At 71.5% G+C, this 16,903-nt stretch carries 12 protein-coding genes; 9 read left to right on the top strand and 3 right to left on the bottom strand.

What is annotated here, in order from left to right:
• Positions 1–12: 12 nt before the first annotated feature.
• Positions 13–696, bottom strand: a complete 684-nt coding sequence (locus MKK49_RS21685; RefSeq protein ID WP_244031953.1) for an OmpW/AlkL family protein — start codon at positions 694–696, stop codon at positions 13–15.
• A gap of 366 nt (positions 697–1,062) precedes the next feature.
• On the opposite strand from MKK49_RS21685, the gene MKK49_RS21690 reads away from it, so the two are divergent.
• The 3 genes from MKK49_RS21690 (at position 1,063) to MKK49_RS21700 (ending at position 4,952) form a co-directional block, all read left to right on the top strand.
• A complete protein-coding gene (locus MKK49_RS21690) occupies positions 1,063–2,298 on the top strand; it encodes a GGDEF domain-containing protein (RefSeq protein WP_244031955.1) in 1,236 nt (411 codons plus the stop codon).
• A gap of 28 nt (positions 2,299–2,326) precedes the next feature.
• Positions 2,327–3,460 carry a glycosyltransferase gene (locus tag MKK49_RS21695; RefSeq protein WP_244031957.1) on the top strand — a complete coding sequence of 378 codons (1,134 nt, stop codon included), beginning with the start codon at positions 2,327–2,329 and terminating at the stop codon, positions 3,458–3,460.
• Between the two features lie 85 nt (positions 3,461–3,545).
• Positions 3,546–4,952 carry a lipopolysaccharide biosynthesis protein gene (locus MKK49_RS21700; RefSeq protein ID WP_244031959.1) on the top strand — a complete coding sequence of 469 codons (1,407 nt, stop codon included), beginning with the start codon at positions 3,546–3,548 and terminating at the stop codon, positions 4,950–4,952.
• 31 nt (positions 4,953–4,983) lie between these two features.
• Here the strand turns inward: MKK49_RS21700 and MKK49_RS21705 are convergent, their stop codons facing one another.
• Positions 4,984–6,165 (bottom strand): GNAT family N-acetyltransferase, encoded by a 1,182-nt coding sequence (locus tag MKK49_RS21705; RefSeq protein ID WP_244031961.1) that lies wholly within the window; start codon positions 6,163–6,165, stop codon positions 4,984–4,986.
• Positions 6,166–6,178: 13 nt separating this feature from the next.
• Positions 6,179–7,138 carry a cupin-like domain-containing protein gene (locus tag MKK49_RS21710; RefSeq protein ID WP_244031963.1) on the bottom strand — a complete coding sequence of 320 codons (960 nt, stop codon included), beginning with the start codon at positions 7,136–7,138 and terminating at the stop codon, positions 6,179–6,181.
• 594 nt (positions 7,139–7,732) lie between these two features.
• Here MKK49_RS21710 and MKK49_RS21715 point away from each other — a divergent pair.
• The 6 genes from MKK49_RS21715 to MKK49_RS21740 all read left to right on the top strand — a co-directional run bounded on the left by MKK49_RS21715 (position 7,733) and on the right by MKK49_RS21740 (position 16,888).
• Complete coding sequence (locus tag MKK49_RS21715; RefSeq protein WP_244031964.1) at positions 7,733–9,241, top strand: GumC family protein; 1,509 nt, start codon at positions 7,733–7,735, stop codon at positions 9,239–9,241.
• A 2-nt stretch (positions 9,242–9,243) separates the two neighbouring features.
• Positions 9,244–11,334 (top strand): WecB/TagA/CpsF family glycosyltransferase, encoded by a 2,091-nt coding sequence (locus tag MKK49_RS21720; protein ID WP_244031965.1) that lies wholly within the window; start codon positions 9,244–9,246, stop codon positions 11,332–11,334.
• Between the two features lie 7 nt (positions 11,335–11,341).
• Positions 11,342–12,904: a formyl transferase gene (locus MKK49_RS21725; RefSeq protein WP_244031966.1), complete on the top strand. Its 1,563-nt coding sequence runs from the start codon at positions 11,342–11,344 to the stop codon at positions 12,902–12,904.
• 203 nt (positions 12,905–13,107) lie between these two features.
• Positions 13,108–14,430, top strand: coding sequence for an MFS transporter (locus MKK49_RS21730; protein ID WP_244031967.1), 1,323 nt, complete (start codon positions 13,108–13,110; stop codon positions 14,428–14,430).
• A gap of 10 nt (positions 14,431–14,440) precedes the next feature.
• Positions 14,441–15,565, top strand: a complete 1,125-nt coding sequence (locus MKK49_RS21735) for a metallophosphoesterase family protein (protein WP_244031968.1) — start codon at positions 14,441–14,443, stop codon at positions 15,563–15,565.
• Between the two features lie 54 nt (positions 15,566–15,619).
• Positions 15,620–16,888 carry an arsenic transporter gene (locus tag MKK49_RS21740; RefSeq protein WP_244031970.1) on the top strand — a complete coding sequence of 423 codons (1,269 nt, stop codon included), beginning with the start codon at positions 15,620–15,622 and terminating at the stop codon, positions 16,886–16,888.
• Positions 16,889–16,903: the final 15 nt, after the last annotated feature.

The following is a 16,903-nucleotide window of genomic DNA, read 5'->3' on the forward strand; positions in this document are numbered from 1 at the left end:
CGTGTGACGGTCTCAGAAGCGGTAGCCGAGGCCGGCCCCGACGATGAGCATGTTCATGTCGGTATTGGCCTTCATCCCCGCGATTTCGTAGGTCTGCGGCGGCACGAAGACATACTTGACCATGGCGTTGGCGAACCAGTTGCCCGTCAGGTGGTAGTCGAACCCGGCCTGGAGCACCGGGCAGATCAGCGACGCCACCTTGAAGGTCGGGATTCCCGGGGCCGGATTGACCGCGATGGGCATCATTGCGCTGACGCCGACGCCCAGGTGGGGATTGAAGGCCGCGTCCGGCAGGAAATGATACCGCACCACGCTGGAGACGGCGGCATTCCAGATCGATCCGACGGCGATGTCGCCGGCCAGGGAGCCCCGGATCACCGGACGGTTGCGGACCGCACCGGCCTGACCCGACACGGAGAGATGATCCGTGAGGAAGTAGGACAGGTCGAAATCGGGCAGGATGGCGGCCGGCGTGTCGACGCGTCCGCCGATGGGGTCGATGCGCGAGGTCCGCTCCGTCGGGATCATCCCGACGAGCCGGCCGTGCACGAGCCAGTCCCCCGCCCGCAGGCCTTCCGTCGTCGGGGCCGCCGCCGCCGGACTGGACGGCTCCGCCGCGTAGGATGATCCGGACCCCGGCGGGACCGCGCAGAGGCCGACGAGGGCCGCGATCAGGGACATCTCGAACTTCGACATGAGGTGAGGCTTTCGGAAGACGGGTCCCGGCGCATGGGCGTCGGCGCTTCTGGAACATGCAGCGGTCGGTCGCGCGGATCGGATGCCGCCCGGGACGCTTCTCTTTAGGCGCCCTCGCAATGCGTATCGGATATATCTTACGAAAAGTGCAATCTCCGAGGCTATGACGCGCGATCTATAGCGTGGCTAGTCTGAAAATCCGCGATCCTTTGATGTTCGATTAATCATGATCGGGGAATATCGAGGGCCGCCTCGGTTTCACGAGATCGACGCGGCAGCGCATTAGGGTCTCTGCTCCAGCAATGTCCGGCAGCCGCGACGTTCCGGGCGGCTATATCGGTCGACGGCCGAAAGAACCGCACCCTCATGCTCCTCGACCTCGCCACCCTGCATTTCGCCAGCGCCGCCAGTCGCTGCGCCTACGTGATCGTCTTCCTGGTCATGGCCCTGAGCCAACGCGGCCAGACCTTCCTGTGGCACTGGATGGGGGCCATGGGGGCCTCGATGGCCGGGTCGTTCATGATGATGGGCGTTCCGCCGGAGACCCTGCCGTCCGTGCCGGTCACGATGGTGGTCTACTGGCTCTACAGCGCTAGTCTGGTCCTGTCCTGGACGGGGTTCCGCAGCTTCTTCGGCCAGCCGGTGAATGTCGGGCTCGGCGTATTCCTCGCTGCCCTGCCGGGCATCCTCTATCCGGTCGTGCTCGCCACCGGTCTCTCGAGCCGCTTCGCGCTCGCTGCGGTCTTCGCCTGTTGCTCCGTCGTGGCGGCCCTGACCTCCTACGAGACCCTCCGCAGAATGCCGGGCGTCGCGCGGCTCTGGTCCCAGTATATCGAGGCCGTGGCCTTCGGAGCCTACGCGCTGATCCTCCTGCTCTCCATCGGGATGTTGCTTGGCACCGACAGGCCGATCGCCTCGGCGGAGAGCGCGCGGGCTTCCCTCATCCTCGATCAGGTCGCCGGGGTCTTCGTCTATTTCGGCTACATCGCCATGACCGCGGAGCGGGCCAGCCGCCGCCTCGTCCGGATCGCCGAGACCGACCCGCTCACGGAACTCTACAATCGGCGGGGGCTGGCGGAGGCGCTGCGCCAACGCTTCGCGGGCCGGGACGGACATCCGTCGGCCGGCCTCCTCATCGCCGATCTCGACCACTTCAAGTCCATCAACGACGCGCACGGCCACGAGGGCGGCGATCGTGTTCTGACGGCCTTTGCGAAACGGATGCGGAACGTCTTGAGGGGGACCGATCTCGTCGCCCGCTGGGGGGGCGAGGAGTTTCTGGTCGTGCTGCCGGGGGCGACCCAGCGGGAACTCGCCGCCGTCGCCGAACGGTTGCGGGCGAGCGTCGCGGACGAGCCGTTTTCCCTCCGAACCGGTGCCCTCGCCGTGACGGTCAGCATCGGCACCACCACGATGGACCCGAACGACGACGACTTCGAGCGGGCCGTGCACCGGGCCGATGCCGCGCTGTACGCGGCCAAGTCCGGCGGGCGCGACCGGGTCTGCTCTGCCCCCACAGGTGCTCTGCCGGACGGTGTGCAGAAGAACGAGGTGCAGGTGGACGGCGTGCCAGCGCGATGCGACGACGCGGTGTTCGCCTGATGTCGGTCGGCCCACGGAAGGATCGCGGATGAGTCCAGGCGTCGGAGAGGAAGGACGGGTCGAGGGCATCACGGCGGCGCGCCGCCGTTCGCTGCTGTTCTACACCCATGCGGTGACAGGCGGTGGGGCCGAGCGGGTCTGGGCGCTGCTGGCCTCGGCGCTCGCCGCGCGGGGCCATGCGGTGACGCTGGCTTACGACCACGAAGCCAACGGCCCGGAGGCCGGCCTCGACCCGCGCGTGCGGCTCCTCGGCCTCGGCGCGAACCACGCCGTCGCGGTGGCGCGCCTCGCCCGCCACCTCGCGCGGGACAAACCGGACGTGTCGCTCTCGGCGCTCGGCGTGTCGAACCTCAAGCACGGATTGGCCGCGGGCCTCGCCGGGCGTCGGCGGAACGCCGTCCTCTCGTTCCACGGCCATCCGCAGAGCGAGCCGCAGCGCCTCAGCCGCCTCGGCAACGCCGCCACGCCGGTGCTGGCGCGGCTCACCGCCCGCTCGGTCTTCGTCTCCGACGGGCTGATGGCGCATTACATTCGCGCGGTCGGCGCCGTGCCCGGGCGGTCGGTACGCCTCCACAACCCCGTCGAGGTGGCCGCCGCCGTGCCGGCCCGGGACGCTGCCGAACTCCTCGGCCGTCCCCGCCGGGTCCTCGCCGTCGGGCGCCTCGCACCGGCCAAGGATTTTTCCACGCTCGTGCGCGCCTTCGCCAGGGTCCGGGCGGATGCCGAACTCGTCATCGTCGGTGAGGGGCCTGAGCGCCCCGCCCTGGAGGCCCTGATCCGGGAGCTGGGCCTCGCCGATCGCGTGATCCTGGCGGGCCACGTCGAGCGCCCGTGGCACCTCTACCGGGAGGCGGCGTGCTTTGCCGCCTCGTCGCGGGCGGAGGCGTTCGGCAACGTCCTCGTCGAGGCTCTCGCCCACGGCCTGCCCGTGGCCTCGACGGCCTGCGACGGGCCGGTGGAGATCCTGGCGGGTGGGCGCTTCGGCGCCCTCGTGCCGGTGGGTGATGCCGGGGCGCTGGCCGCGGCCATCGACCGCATGCTCGAAGATCCCGGTCCCCCGGGGTCCCGCGTCGCCCGGGCGGCCCTCTTCTCAGTGGAGGCGGCGGTAGCCGGCTACGAAACCCTGTTCGACGCCCTCCTCGACGGCCCCGCCCGGCCGTGAGGGCGTTCACCGACAGGACGTTCACGGCTTGGAAGGGCGGTCCGGGGCAGGGTCCGGTCGCCCACTCCGTGACACGAGGCGCCCCGTGCTCCTGAGCCACACCCTCCGGTATCTGCCGGCCCAGCTCATCGGGCCCGTGGCGCAGTTCGCCGCCGTCGTCGCCTGGACGCATTGGCTGCCACCGGCCGAGTACGGCATCGTCGCCCTGGTCATGGCCCTGCAGGAACTCGTGTTCCAGCTCTGCCTCGCCTGGTGGTCGGCCTACGTCCTGCGCTACGGCGCCGGCCTCGGCACCGACGGCCGCGCCGGACAGGCGGCCCACGAGAACGCCGTGCTGCTCATCAGCGCCGGGCTTCAGATCGGCGTCACCTGGGCCGTCCTGGCGACGGGCACCACGCCCATGACGCCCGGCTTCCTCGCGGCGGCGTTGGGCTTCACCATCAGCCGCACGTTGACGACGCATCTGGCCGAGCGTGCCCGGGCCGGCGGCGCCATCGGTATCTACACCGTCGCGCAGACGGCCGGTCCCGTGGCGGGCTTCGCCCTGGCGGTCGTTCTCGCTCGGGCCGAGAACTCGGCCACCGCCGTGCTCGCGGGCTTCGCCCTCGCCCACGCCGCGGTGCTGCCGGTGCTGTGGCTGCGCCTGCCCCACACCCGCGCCATCCGCCTCGATACGGGAATCGTGCGCGTCGCCCTCGCCTACAGCACGCCGCTCCTCGTGAGCGGGAGCATCGCCTGGGCCTCGGTGAACGGCATCCGCGTCATCGTCGAGCGCCTGGACGGGGCCGTGGCCGTGGGCCTCCTGTCCGTCGGCTGGGGGCTCGGCCAACGCCTGCTCTCGGTGGCGGCCATGCTGGTCACCGCCGCCGCGTTTCCGCTCGCCGTGCGGCGCATGGAGCAGGGCGGCCCGACCGAGGCCTACGCCCAGGTGGCGCGCAACGGGATCTTCCTGCTGGCGGTGGTGGTGCCGGCGACCGCCGGGGTGATCTGGCTGACGCCGGCCCTGGTTGACCGCCTCATCGGGCTCGAGTTCCAGGAAATGACGCGCATTCTCCTGCCGGTGGCGGCCCTCGCGGCGGCGGTGCGCAACGTCCGCGTCCACTGCGCCGACCAAGTGTTCCTCCTGGCCGAAAAGCCCGGCATCCTCCTCAAGGTCACCGTCGTCGAGAGCGTGGCGACCCTGGCCGGCTGCACTCTCGGGCTCCTCGCCGGCGGCCTGCTCGGCGCCTGCCTCGGCTGCCTCGCCGGCAGCGTCATCGGCTTCCTCGCCTGCTTCGGCGCCGCTTACCGCGAGGGCCTGCGGATCCCGGCCCGGCCCATCGCCCGGATCGCCCTCGCCACCGGAATCATGCTCGTTCCCCTGGCCTGGATGCCGCCGAACCCCGGCTGGCTCGTGCTGGTCGCCGCCATCGCGGGGGCGGGCACCCTCTACCTCGCCGTCCTCGCCCTTCTGTTTCGCGAGGACTGGCCGCAGCGCCGGCAGCCGGTCTGATCCGGCCGCGGCCCGATCGAGGCGGAGACGCTCAGGCGTCCCCGCCGCCCGGGGGCGGCGCGGCGGGGGCGGGCTTCGCCCTGGCCTCGATCAGTCGGCGGCGCAGGGCCACGATCCACGGCTGGGTCCGGGCCACGCGCCGTCCGCGCTCGAGGCCCCATGGCAGGAGCCCCCGGGCGGACAGGGGGGTGAGCACCGCCCGGAGGGGGACGGACACGACGCCGAAGCGGCGCTTGTAATCGTAGTCGCCGATGGTGAAGTCGAAGGTGCGTGCGCCGTGCCCGTGGAGGTGCTCCATGGTGCGGGCGATGAGCAGGCGGCCCGGCGAGACGTTGCGCCACGCGCCCCCGGCCGCGGCGAGACGCACCATGGCGTAGTGCTCGCCCGAGCGCAGGCCGAGCAGCGCGCCCACCACTTCGGGGCCGGCGGTGAGCGCCGTCAGCACTACGCTGCCGTCGTCCAAGCCCCGCTCCACCAGGGTGCGGTAGTGCCGGGCGATGGCCGGGTCGTCGAGGACGTAGGGCAGGCCGAGATCCGCGATGCGCGCACGCTGGAGGCCCTCCAGGGCGTCGAGGATCGACGCCGCCTCGGCGCCGGATTGGATCTGCCGGAACGCGGCACCGTCGTGGCGGAGGAACACCCGGCCGCTGCGCTCCAGTTCCTTGCGGAAGGTGCGCTCCAGGCCGCGATGGAACGCCTCCCACGGGCCGTCGATGCGGATGAGGTTGCCGTTCAGCGCGGTCGGGCCGGTGCCGGGCCACCCGGCGACCGGGCCGGCGAGCTTGGTGAGATGCAGGAGGTCGGCCGGCGGCAGGGCCGCCCGCACGGCCTTCGCGACCCGGGTCCAGGCCTCGGGCCCGGCCGGGGCGGCGGGGCCGAGGAGGGCGGCGTTGTAGTCTGTGATGCCGCCATCGGCGAAGCCCACGACCCGCAGGCCACCCGCGCGCTCCAGGACCCACGGCAGGGCGAGGGCGATCCGTCCCGTGCCCGCCTCCCGCACGGTGACGAGGACGGGCCGCGTGCCCGGTCGCGCGCCGAGGGTCGCGTACCAGGCCCGCAGCCAGGCGGTGTCCTGGAACGGCGTCGCGACGCCGGCCGCCATCAGGGGCCGCCACAGGTCCTCGACCGTCGCCCAGTCCTCGGCGATGGCGACATCGTAGGCGAGGCCGCGGGCGTCGCCCGCAGTCGCTTCAAGGGGGAGGGCGATGGCCATGGTGTTCCGGGCCTCAGGCCGTGGCCGGGGCCGCGTCGGCCTTGGGCAGATCAACGATCTGGCCGAGCCGCGTGCGGTCGAGGCGGAAATCCACCGGCGGACGGCCCTTCTTCTCGGCGCCGCGCATGGTCCACTTGCGGTTCTTGAGGGCCTTCTGCACCACCGCCTTGGCGAGGAAGGCCGGCCCGTCGGTGGCACGGCTCTTCGGCGTCACCCCGAGCCGGCTGCGCAGGATCGCGTTGCCGACGTTGACGATGTGCTTCCGGCGGATCTCCTTCGTCCAGTACTCCATCGTCATCGAGACGTTGAGGCAGTCGAAGTTCTCGACCCGGTGGGGGGCGTTGAGGGGCCAGTGCATCATCTGCCCCGGCTCGAGGTCGTAGGCCGTCGCATGCTCCTCGAACCAGGGCTGGTAGGGCATGTCGATCTCGTGCCCGAACAGGGCGATGTCCTCGAGGTCGTGCGGTTGGAGGAACGGAGGCGTGTTCGGGTAGAGATACAGGCGCTTGCGGCCCATGATCTGCCACAGGGCCTGACCGGGCAGGTCGCAATGGTAGTAGACCTGCGCTTTCGGCGACGAGATCAGGATGCCCATCCCCTGGTTCTCCGTGTCGAAGTCCGGCATGCGCTGCTTCAACTCGTCGAACACCCCGGTGAGGAGATCGTCGTAGCGCCGGTCGATCTTGCGCACGTCGCGCAGATTGATCCAGATCCGGCCCTTCTCGATGGCGTCGATCACCTCGGCACCGGAGAGGTCGCCGATCTCGCCCTCGCGCCACAGGCGGCGCTGGCCGGCCGGACCCATATGGACGAGGTTGTACGACTTGCGCGGATAGTTCTCGATGAGGCTCGCGAGGGCCTCGCGGCTGAACAGCGGCGATTCGTGCAGCCGGTGCGCCAGCCGCAGGGGCTGATGCTTGAAGAGCTCTGCGTGCTGGTGCGTCCAGTCGGTGAAGACGGGGGTCTGCGTCACGCTCATGGTATCCTCGTAGCGATGGTGGGTGGCGTGGAACAAGGGGGTCGGCGGGGGCCGGGGACTGTTGGGCGTATGCGCCCGAGAGGGTGGGCCCGGACCGGCCGCCCCGGGGGCGGCGAGATCCGTCGGCTTCTCCGGTCGATCCGGGACGTTCCGTTTCGGCCGTTCCATCGTTGGGACGTTTCGTGTCGTTTCGGGACGCCGGACCCGCGCCGGGGTGATGTTGATCCGTGTCCAGGCAAGGTGAGTGCCCGGATCAGCGCCCGACGTTCGGAGCGTGTCCTGTCGTCGGTCCGAGGATTGGTCCTCTGCTGGTGAAATCGGGGCAAACATGCAGGCATGCGTGCGCTGCGTAAGTTAGCGGCCGCAATTCCTAAAGCGGTGATTACCGTGCGGTTTCATCCACAGGATGGTCGCAAGATCGAAAACACGCGGAGCTTGGAAGGAGTTCGGAAACAGTCGCGACCGTAGGATGCTGCGTCTATTCGAGAGATCGGCACGGTGATTGCCGGAGTCGGTCGGCGTCCGCGGGTTCCGTTTCAAAGCGGGACAGGACGAACGCTGCACGGAGCGCGAGACGTGAGCCCCGATATGCCTACCTCCCAGCCCCCGGACGATTCCCGCGCCGGACGGCGTCCGGGCGATCTCGTCACGTTGAGCGAACTCGGAACGATCCTGCGCCGCCAGGCGCCCGCGATGATCCTCGTCAGCGCCCTCATCCTCGCGGCGGCCCTCGTCTACCTCAGCCTCGCGCAGCCCCTCTACCGCACGGCCGCGACCCTGCTCCTCGATCCGCGCGGCGGCACCAGCCTCAGTGCCGATGCCGGACAGCGCCCCTCCATGGACACGAGCGTGCTGGAGAGCCAGGCCAAGCTCATTGCCTCGCCGGCGGTGCTGGGCCGGGTCGTCGACGCCGAGCAACTGGTCAAGAATCCGGAATTCGGCTCGGGCCGCCCCGGCCTGCTCCAGCGGGCGAAGGAGGCCCTGGGCCTGCGCCCCGCCCCCGCGCCCCCGGTCCTGGGAGACCCGAAGCAGGCGGCGACCGCCGCCCTGGCCGAGCGCCTCGTGGTCCGACGCTCGGAGCGCACCCTGATCCTCGAGGTCGAGGCGTGGTCCGTCGATCCGAAGACTGCCGCGCGCCTCGCCAACGGCGTCGCCAAGGCCTTCATCGACGATCAGATCGATACGAAGTCCAAGGCCTCCAACGCCGAGAGCGTCTGGATCGACCGCCGGCTCGCCGAACTCGGCGACAAGATCCACGACGCCGAGGCGCGGGTGGAGACGTTCAAGACCCAGGCCCGCATCGTCAGCGCCAACGGCCGGCTCGTGAGCGAGCAGAAGCTCGAGACCGCCACCGCCGAACTCGCCAAGGCCCAGCTCAAGACCTTCGACGCCCGAACCCGCCTCGCCGAAACCGAGCGCGCGCTCAAGACCGGCGATCCCGGTGCCACGGGGGACGCCGCCAAGTCCGGCGTGATCCAACAGTTGCGGCTGCAATATGCCGAGATCCGGCGCCAGCAGGACACCCTCGGCACCACCCTCGGCGCGCGTCATCCCGCCCTTCAGGAAGTCGGCCAGCAACTCGCCGGCATCCGCTCCCTCCTCGCGGCCGAACTGCGCCGGATCGCCGAGACCCAGCGCGGCGAAGTCGCCATCGCGGTGGCGAACGAAGCCCTGCTCAAGCGGCAGGTCGACGACCAGAACCGCGATGCGGTCCAGACCAACCAATCCATCGTCCGTCTGCGCGAGCTGGAGCGGGAGGTGGAGGCGGCGCGCGCCATCTACCTGCGCTTCCTCAAGGCCAACGGGAATCTCGCCCAGGACAGCGTCGACACGCCCGTCGCCCGCATCATCGCGCCGGCCATCGCGCCGGACAGGCCGTCGAGCCCCAACACCCGGGCGGTCCTGCTCATCGCCCTCGCCTGTGCCGTGGCGGCCAGCCTCGTCGTGGCGATCCTGCGTCATCGCCAACCGATGGCGGTGTGGCGCCCCGCCGCCGGGCGCGGCCTGTCCTTCTCCGGATCGGCCGAGGCCGGTCCGGCCCTCCAGCGCGTCGGCGCGGCCGCGCCGCGCCCGTCCAGATCCCCGGTGACGTCTTGAGCATGCCTTCCTCCGGATCCGCCCTCCACGAGCGAAGCCTGACGCGGGCTTCGATCCCGCCCACACCGGGCGCTCCCCCGCGCATCGACGGGCAGTTCATCAATGTCGCGAATCCCGCCGGGGCCGTGGCGGCCGTGCGGGAGCGTGCCGCCGCGGGACGCGGGTTCACCTTCTTCACCCTGAACCTCGATCACCTCGTCAAGCTGCGCGACCATCCGGGCTTTCGCGCCGCCTATCGGTCCGCGACCCTCGTCAGCGCCGACGGCTGGCCCGTGGCCCGCTTGGCCCGCCGGAGCGGCGGGAGCGGGGAGGCCGTCCGGGTCACCACCGGGGCCGACCTCGTCGCGCCCCTGTGCGCGGCCGCCGCCGCCGATGGCGTTCCCGTCTACCTGTTCGGCGCCACCGAGAAGAGCCTCGCCGGGGCCGCCGCCGCCCTGCGCGCGGCGAGTCCGGACCTCGACATCCGCGGCTGGCACGCGCCGCCCTTCGGGTTCGACCCCCTGTCGCCGCAAGCCGACGCCGATGCCGACCGGATCGCGGCCTCCGGCGCGCGCCTCGTCTTCGTGGCGCTCGGCGCGCCCAAGCAGGAGTTGTTCGCCGCCCGCGCCGCGGAGCGGCACCCGAGCCTCGGCCTCGTCTGCATCGGTGCGGCCCTCGATTTCCTGTCGGGGATACAGGTGCGGGCGCCGCGCCGCGTCCGGGCGGCGCGCCTCGAATGGCTGTGGCGCATGGCGCATGCCCCGAAGGCCCTGGGCGGCCGCTATGCGCGCTGCGCCGGCCTGCTCGCCCGCCTGACCGTCGCCGAGCCGGCCCTGCGGGCCCTCGGCTTCCGCGATGTGCGGACTGCCGAGGGCGCGCCCGATCCGTCGCGCGCCCGCATCTGCCTCATGTACACCATGGACCCGCGCGGCGCGAAGGTCGGCGGCATCGAGACCCATATCCGCCAGATCCTGGCCCACCACCCGGCGGATGTCTCGGTGCTGTTCGTCGGCACCGACGAGGCGGGCGACTGCACCCTCGGCGAAGTCCGGTCCCTCGTCATCGAGGGGCGCACCATCGACTTCCTGCCCGTCGCGCAGATCCGGGCGCAGGACGTCAACCACGCGGCCAAGAGTCTGAGCCAGTCCATCACCCTGCACTACGTCCTCGGCGCCCTGCGCCACGTCCGGGCGATCCGGCGCGCCATCGGGCCGGGGCCCGCCACCGCCGACCTCCACCGCTTCGAGTTCGCACCCCTGGCGCGCCTCCTCGGCCTGCCCGCCTTCCAGATGGTCCACGGCGAGGGCAGCCGGGGCGACCGGATGGATTCCCTCATCAAGTCGTACTGGTACCTCCATGCCCTCGGCGAGCGCCTCGCCCTGCGCTGGGCCACGGGCATCTTCTGCGTGAACCCGGCCATCGTCGAGCGCATCGCGAGGGAGTTCCCGAGGGCGCTGCCCAAGGCCGAGGTGCTCACCGTCTCGGTGGATACGACGTTGTTCTCGGCCCAGCCTTTCGCCTGCGCGGACGGGGTGTTCCGCATCGTCTTCGCCGGGCGCCTCGACGCGTTCAAGGACCCGGCCCTCATTTTCGCGACCCTGGCGGCCCTGCGCGCCCGCCTCGGCGGACAGGTCGAACTCCACTACGTCGGGGCGAGCGATCCGACGCGGTTCCCCGAATTCGCGGCCGTCAGCGACATCACCGTGCGCCACGGATTCCAGGATGCGCGGGGCGTCGCCCGGATCATGGCCCTGTGCCACGCCGGCATCCTGACCTCGTTCTTCGAGGGCATGCCGTGCTTCCTCCTCGAGGGCCTCGCCAGCGGCCGCCCGTTCGGCGCGATCCGACTGCCGCAGTTCGACGGGCTCATCGAGGCCGGCACCAGCGGCTTCCTGGTGGAGCGCGGCGCCGACACCGAGGCCTCGGCGGCCCTCCTGGCGGAACACTTCGCCGGGCTGTGGGACGCCATCCGCCTCGGCCGCCTCGATCCGGCGGCGATCCACGCCAAGGCAGCGCCCTACGCGGTGACCGTGCAGATGAACCGCTTGTTCGCCCGGCATCGCGCGGTCCAGGGGCGCGCCGCCCTTGTCGACGTGCCCGCGACCCTGGCCTGAGCCCCCCATGCGGGATGGCGTGAAGCCCCTCCGGGTCGGCGTGCGCCTGGACGGGCGGGCGCCGCGCCGCTGGCACCTGCGCCTGCTCGAGGCCCTGGACGCCCTGCCGGGCCTCGACCTTTCCGTCGCGCGCCTACCCGGTCCCGGGGGGCTGCCCGCCAACGCGGCGCTCCTGTTCGCCGTCGAGGCCCGCCTGCGGCGCCTGCCCGGCGACGGCCCGGCCGCGCCCGTCCCCCTTTCGGCCCTGGCGGCCTATCCGGATCTCGGTCGAGCCGGCCTCGTCCTCGACCTGTGCGGCGACGTCGTCCCGGTGCCGGGCCAGCGGGTCTGGCGCCTCACCTTCGACGGCGCCTGCGGCGAGGCCGGCCTCCTCGCATCCCTGCTCGCCGGGCACGCGCCCGTCGCCGCTCTGATGGACGGCGAGCGCGTCGCCGCCGCCGGGCGCCTCGGCACCGAATCCCTGTCCGTGATGCGGGCCGCGTTCGAGGACGGCCTCGTGCGCACGATCGATCTGATCCGGTCGGCCCTCGTCGGCGCAGCGGCCGGAGACGGAGGTGCGGCCGGCGCGCATGGATCGCCGATGGGGCCCGGCGCCCCGCCGCCGGCCGGCCTGTCCCGCGCCGCCATCGGCCTCCGGGCCGTCACGATGCTCGCCCGCACGGTGGCGGCGCGGCTCCACCGCCTGGGCTACCGGACGCCGCACTGGCGCGTCGGCTGGCGTCATCTCGCGGGGCCGGATCTGGTCGACCTGCGCCGTCTGCCCGACCACGGCTGGCACGACCTGCCCGATGACGGCCTGCGCTTCTACGCCGACCCGTTCCCCATCGCGCACGGGGGCCGCACGATCCTGTTCGTGGAGGAGTATCCCCACGCCACCGGCCGGGGCGTCATCTCGGCGGTCGCCTTCGGTCCGGACGGTCCGGAGGGCGTACCGGTGCCGGTGCTGGAGGAGCCCCATCACCTGTCCTACCCGTTCGTGTTCGAACGGGACGGCGCGTACTGGATGATCCCCGAGAGCGGGGCAGCCGGCACCGTCGACCTCTACCGGGCCACCGCCTTCCCGGGCGGCTGGGTCAAGCAGGCGACCCTGGTCTCCGGCGTGACCGCGAGCGACGCGACCCTCCTCGAACACGGTGGCCGGTGGTGGCTTTTCGCCACCGTGCGCGAGCAGGGGCTCGGGCAGCCGGAGCGCGCGGCGCGCGGCGCCTATTCCGATGCCCTGCACCTATGGTCGGCGCCGGACTTCCGGGGGCCCTGGACCCCGCATCCGCGCAACCCCGTCCTCATCGATTTCGCCGCCGCGCGCCCGGCGGGACGCATCGTGGTGCGGGACGGCGCCCTGATCCGCCCGGTGCAGGATTGCCGGCGCGGCTACGGCGAGGCCCTGGCCCTGGCGCGGATCGACCGCCTCGACGAAGGCGGCTATGCCCAGACCGTGGAGACCACCCTGCGCGCCGGCCCGGGCTTTCCCGGCAACCGGCTCCACACCCTGAACCGGACGGACGCGTTCGAGTTCATCGACGGCTCCGGGTCGTCCCCGCGTTACTGGCCCAAGCGGGCGTATTCGTAATGCAATTGGGCGACATCCGACCGGGGTGTCATCCTTCACGAAACACACGATAATTTAATCCCGACCCTGCGGAACCCGTGCGCTCGTCGCGGGATTGCCGGTCGCTGGACGAGACTTGGCCGGGCGGACCTTTGCCGGAGCCGGGACGACCCCACGCGTTCCATGCGATCTTGCGACGTCCGCGACGTCAGGAAGGGCTCATCGTGTCAGAGCCAACGACAGACGGCACTCCCGTGCGCACGCCCTCGGCCCGTTCGCTGCGCGGGCTCGACGCCCTCAACTTCTTCCTCGCCGACGTGCGCGACGGCCTCGGGCCGTACCTCGCCATCTACCTCATCGCCGTGCGCGGCCCCGACCAGGGCTGGAACGAGGCGACCACCGGCCTGATCATGACCATCGCGGGCATCGCCGGCCTCATCGCCCAGACGCCGGCCGGCGCTCTCATCGACCGCACCAGCCGGAAGCGCGCCGTGGTCATCGCCGGGGCCATCGCCGTGACGGTGAGCTGCCTGCTGCTCCCGTTCATCTCGAACTTCTACTTCGTGGCCGCGACCCAGTCGGTGGCCGGCATCGCCGGGGCGATCTTTCCGCCGGCGCTCGCCGCCATCACGCTGGGCGTCGTCGGCCCGAAGATGTTCGCCAAGCGCATCGGCCGCAACGAGGGCTTCAACCACGCCGGCAACGCCGCCTCGGCGGCTATCGCCGGCGGCACTGCCTACTTCTTCGGGCCCATCGTGGTGTTCTGGCTCATGGCGATCCTGGCCTTCTGCAGCATCGGCGCCATGCTGATGGTGCCGGCCGACGCCATCGACGACGACCTCGCCCGTGGCCTCGACCACAGCAGGGCCGAGACGAAATCCAATGCCGACGAGGAGCCCTCGGGCCTCACCGCGCTCCTCAAGAACAAGTACCTCGTCCTGTTTGCTGTGCTCGCCGCCCTGTTCCACCTCTCCAACGCGGCGATGCTGACCTCGGTCGGCCAGCTGCTGACCCATCTCTCGGGCAAGGACAACGCGACCTCGCTCATCGCCATCTGCATCGTGGCGGCCCAGCTCGTCATGGTGCCGGTCGCCGTGTTCGTCGGCGCCAAGGCCGACGCCATCGGCCGCAAGCCGATCTTTCTCGCGGCCTTCGGCGTGCTCGCGGTGCGCGGCGTGCTCTACACCCTGTCGGACAACCCGTTCTACCTCGTCGGCGTCCAGCTCCTCGACGGCATCGGCGCCGGCATCTACGGCGCCCTGTTCCCCCTCGTGGTCGCCGACCTGACGCGCGGCACCGGCCGGTTCAACGTCTCGCAGGGGGCAGTGGCCACGGCGCAGGGCCTGGGGGCCGCGCTCTCGGCGACGCTCGCCGGCGTGATCATCGTCTCGGCGGGCTATTCCACCGCCTTCCTGGCGCTCGCCGCCATCGCGGGCGCGGGCTTCGCCCTCTACCTCTTCGCCATGCCGGAGACCTACGGCTACGAGCCCGGCCGCGGCGACGCCACCGGTGGGGGCGCAGCCCCCCTTCCGGCCGCGGCGGTCTGAGCGGCACCGCATGTCAGCCCGCGACGACATCCTCGCCTTCGCCCATATCGGCGACCTGCACCTCACCGGGGCGGAGGCGCCCAACGCCCGCGATTTCTCCGCCATCGTGGACCAGATCAACGCGGCCGACGGGCTCGATTTCGTCTACCTGCCGGGCGACAACGCCGACAACGGCACTCCGGCCCAGTACGCCCTCGTCCGCGCGGGCCTCGACCGGCTGCGCCTGCCGGTCCACGTCATCACCGGCGACCACGATGTCGAGGGGGGCAGCCTCGACGCCTTCTACGCCGGCCTCGATGCGCGGCGCCTGCCCTACGCCATGGACGTGTCGGGCCTGCGCTGCTTGTTCCTCGACCTGAGCGGCCCCGGCTCCGGCGGTCCCGACTTCCGCCTCGGGTCCGAACAGCTCGCCTGGCTCGAGGGCGAAGTGCAGGGCGCCGAGCGGGACGGGCTCGACTGCGCCCTGTTCATGCACACCTACCCGGCCGACCTGAAGGGCGACGGGGAAGCGACCCGCGTGGCGCACCTCGTCTCGGGCTCGCGGGTCCGCCTCGTGGAGATGGGCCACACCCACTACAACGAACTCGCCAATGACGGCCGCACGATCTTCGCCGCCACCCGCTCCACCGGGCAGATCGAGGAGGGGCCGGTGGGTTACGCCGTGGCCGCCATCGACCGGGGCGTGGTGAGCTGGCGCTTCAAGGAACTTGCCCGGCCCTGGCCTTTCGTCCTCGTCACCGCCCCGGCCGACCGGCGCCTCGCCCACGACGCGGCCGATGCCGAGCACATCGTCGGCGACACCATCGAGGTCCGCGCCCTCGTGCTGGGCGCGACACCCGTGACGGCCTGCAGCGTCAGTGTCGATGGCGGGCCCCCGCACCCCATGACCCGGGCCGAGGGCGACCGGCGCTACCGCGCCCGCATCGCCTGGGGGCCGCAGGCCCGCCGCCTCGTGGTCCGCGCCGTGGATGTCGCCGGTGGCACGGACGAGGATTCCGTCGAGCCGGCCCGGGATGCCGCTGGCATCCCCGTCTCGAAGGGCCTCGGCAGCGATGCCGATTGCGTCGGCGCCTGGCCCGAGAAGGGGCTTCTCGGCACGCAGCTCGGTCCCAACCGCAACGGCCGGCACTGGTAGGCACCAGCCCGATCACCACGCCGCTTTTCCTGCCTCGACGGACCCAGCCTTGCGATGCTCGCTCTCCCCATGACGCCCCACCTCGCCACCTGGATCATCGCCGGGCTCGCCACCCTCGGGGTGATCGTGCGCCCGTTCGCGTGGCCCGAGGCCGTCTGGGCGGTGCTGGGGGCCGCCGCCCTCGTCGTCTTCGGCCTGATGCCGGCCGGGATTGCCTGGGAGGGCATCCTCAAGGGCACGGACGTCTATCTCTTCCTCGTGGGCATGATGCTGATGTCCGAGGTCGCCCGGAAGGAGGGATTGTTCGACTGGCTGGCCGGCATCGCGGTGCGGGCCGCCAAGGGATCGGCCACGCGCCTGTTCACCCTGATCTACGTCGTCGGCACGGTGGTGACGGTGTTCCTGTCGAACGATGCCTGCGCGGTTGTGCTGACGCCCGCCGTCTACGCCGCCACCAAGGCCGCCAAGGTCGAGAACCCGCTGCCCTACCTGTTCATCTGCGCCTTCATCGCCAATGCGGCGAGCTTCGTGCTGCCGATCTCGAACCCGGCCAACCTCGTGGTCTTCGCCGAGCACATGCCGCCCCTGACGCGATGGCTGGCGATGTTCGCGCTCCCCTCGGTGCTGGCCATCGCCGCCACCTACGCGAGCCTGCGCCTGACGCAGAATTCGGTCCTTCGGACCCAGCAGGTGGCCACCGATGTCGAGCCGGTGCGCCTGTCCCGGACCGGCCTCGTCGCCGGTCTCGGCATCGTCGCCACGGGCGGCGTCCTCATCGGCGCCTCAGCGCTCGGCCTCGATCTCGGCCTGCCGACCTTCGTGGCGGGCGGCCTCACCACCGCGGCGGTCCTCCTGATGAAGCGCGGCGGCCTCGTCGAGGTGGCGCGTGACGTGTCCTGGAGCGTGCTGCCCCTGGTCGCCGGCCTGTTCGTCCTCGTCGAGGCCCTGGAGAAGACCGGCATCCTCCGGATGATCGCCGACACCCTCAAGCGGGCCGCGACGGCCGCGCCGACCGAGACGGCCTGGGGCGCCGGCACGCTGGTCGCGGTCCTGTGCAATCTCGTCAACAACCTGCCCGCCGGGCTCATCGCCGGCGCGGCGGTGCAGACCGCCCATGTCCCGGACAAGGTCGCGGGCGCGGTCCTCATCGGCGTCGATATCGGCCCCAACCTATCCGTCACGGGCTCCCTCGCCACCATCCTCTGGCTCACGGCGATCCGTCGCGAAGGGCAGGATGTCGGCTTCTGGCGCTTCCTCAAGCTCGGCCTGATCGTCATGCCGCCGGCCCTCGTCCTGGCGCTGGCCGGCCTCCTCCTCGTCTGATCCCCCTTCGTCCGA

The sequence above is a fragment of the Methylobacterium sp. J-090 genome (assembly GCF_022829345.1).
GTDB lineage: Bacteria > Pseudomonadota > Alphaproteobacteria > Rhizobiales > Beijerinckiaceae > Methylobacterium.